Below are 2,076 nucleotides of genomic sequence, written 5' to 3'. Positions count from 1 at the left end.
CTGAAGCATCCCCCATTCGGCTCCCTCTCCCTCCGGGAGAGGGCTGGGGTGAGGGGCTTTTGATCCACGCAAATCAAGCCGGGGTGAGACACTCCGGCCCGTTCAACTTCGGATCATTCACCAGATTCGCCAACACTCGCTCGCGCAGCGCCGCCGGTTCGCTGGCGAGCAAACCCTGCAACACATGCAGCGGCGTTTCAGGATCAAGCCAGGCCGCCTGCCCCGCTTCATCAAGAATCAACGGCCGGCGCTGACTCGCCGCCGACTGAGTAATCACCGCCGTACTCAGCCAGACCTGTTCCTGCACCGGATACGCTTCCCAGATCGCCGCGAAAAACAACGACGAGCCCTCCCCCGGCGTCAACCAGTAAGGCCGTTTGCGCTGGGTGCCGCGCCATTCGTAGAAGCCGTTGGCCGGCAGCAGGCAGCGACGCAAGCGCAAGGCCTCACGAAACATCGGCTGTTCTGCGACGGTTTCAGCGCGGGCGTGGGCCGGGGTTTTCGACAGATCGGTCAGCCACGGCGGCGTCAGGCCCCAGCGCGCACGGGCCAGCGTGCGCTGGCCGTCTTCTTCGGCACGCAGCATCAACACCGAATCATTCGGGGAAATGTTCCACTGCGCCTGCTGATCGGCGGGAAAACCTGGCAGGGCCGCGAAGTCGCGGTTCCAGCGAAACAGGGCATAACGTCCACACATGGGGCAACACGACTCTGAATAAAACGAAGGCCAGCCTAACAGACCAGCGTGCCGGGAAAGCTTTCCGGTTCGTCGCCAGGCAACGGCAGCGCGGCATTGTACGCGGTGATCAACTCGCGGGCGTATTCGGCCTGATCGTTATCCACCGACAGCCAGAGCAGGCCGAAGATCGGCAATTCACCCGCACCGCCCACCAGATCACGGCCAATCAGATGCGCCTCGATCCCCTCAGTGGCAAGCATGCCCTTGAGCATTTCGCCCTCCATCAGGTTCGCCGGTTCGTAGATGCGCTGCATACGCGGCCCTCACTCGTTTTCGCTGAAGACTTCCAGATGCCACTCTTCTTCATGTACCTGCAGGACAAAGGTGATCGGACGACAGCACACCTGGCAGTCTTCGATATACGTCTGATCTCCAGCGGACAAATCCAGAGTGGTCTCGACTTCCTCACCGCAATACGGACATTCATACAGTGCATTTTCCAGCATCGCGGTCTCCCCAGTGACTTGTGCGTATAATCGCCGGTCTATTTGCAGGGCTATTTTTGTCTGGCTACTTTTCAGACCGTGCCCCGCGGGTTTTCGATCAAACCCTTTACTTACCCTAGCCGTTTCCAACAAGAGAGCATGATGGGCGAATTCGATGCCATCCGACCTTACGACGACAGCGAAGTACCTGCGGTACTGGCAAGACTGCTCGGCGACAAGGCGTTTCTAGATATCCTCACCCACTTCCGCTTCCCGCGTTTTGCCGGTGCCTTCGGCTGGATGCTCAAACCTCTTATAGCCCATCGGCTGCGTCGTGAGTTTGCCGACGTGAATTCCGTGGCTACCTTACAGGACAAAGTCGAGTTCTACGTCGACCACACCATCGAGCGCGCCACCGACGGCGTGACGTATACCGGTGTCGAGCAATTCAAGTCCGGCAGCGCCTACCTGTTCATCGCCAACCACCGCGATATCGTCATGGACCCGGCCTTCGTCAACTACGCCGTGTACCACGCCGGCCTGCCGACGCCGCGCATCGCGATTGGCGACAACCTGCTGCAAAAGCCGTTTGTCAGTGACCTGATGCGCTTGAACAAGAGCTTCATCGTCCACCGTTCGATCACCGGCCGTCGCGAGAAAATGGCGGCGTATCAATTGCTGTCGGCGTACATCAACCACTCGATACGCAACGATTGCGCGTCGATCTGGATTGCTCAGGCGGAAGGGCGGGCGAAGGACGGCGACGACCGCACCGAGTCGGCGATCCTCAAGATGTTCCACATGAGCCGCAAGGACGAGCCGTTTGGCGAAGTGATCCGCTCGCTCAACGTGACGCCGGTGTCGATCAGCTATGAGTACGACCCGTGTGACCAGGCCAAGGCCTCCCACGCT

General features: G+C 59.9%; 4 protein-coding genes. 1 reads left to right on the top strand and 3 read right to left on the bottom strand.

What is annotated here, in order from left to right; all coding sequences use genetic code 11:
• Positions 1–73 precede the first annotated feature (73 nt).
• Genes OQK_RS15810 through OQK_RS15800 form a run of 3 tightly spaced genes read right to left on the bottom strand, consistent with a single transcriptional unit; the run spans position 74 to position 1,185 of the window.
• Positions 74–697, bottom strand: a complete 624-nt coding sequence (locus tag OQK_RS15810) for an SOS response-associated peptidase (RefSeq protein ID WP_016773240.1) — start codon at positions 695–697, stop codon at positions 74–76.
• Between the two features lie 35 nt (positions 698–732).
• Positions 733–993: a putative signal transducing protein gene (locus OQK_RS15805; RefSeq protein ID WP_016773239.1), complete on the bottom strand. Its 261-nt coding sequence runs from the start codon at positions 991–993 to the stop codon at positions 733–735.
• Between the two features lie 9 nt (positions 994–1,002).
• Complete coding sequence (locus tag OQK_RS15800; protein ID WP_016773238.1) at positions 1,003–1,185, bottom strand: CPXCG motif-containing cysteine-rich protein; 183 nt, start codon at positions 1,183–1,185, stop codon at positions 1,003–1,005.
• A 138-nt stretch (positions 1,186–1,323) separates the two neighbouring features.
• Here OQK_RS15800 and OQK_RS15795 point away from each other — a divergent pair.
• The coding region (locus OQK_RS15795; RefSeq protein ID WP_016773237.1) for a 1-acyl-sn-glycerol-3-phosphate acyltransferase at positions 1,324–2,076 on the top strand (753 nt) is incomplete at its 3' end.

Origin of the sequence: Pseudomonas sp. R62, assembly GCF_000257605.1 — a bacterium.
GTDB classification, from domain to species: domain Bacteria; phylum Pseudomonadota; class Gammaproteobacteria; order Pseudomonadales; family Pseudomonadaceae; genus Aquipseudomonas; species Aquipseudomonas atacamensis.
Note: the sequence above shows the minus strand (reverse complement) of the source record. Positions and strands in the feature narration are given on the sequence as shown.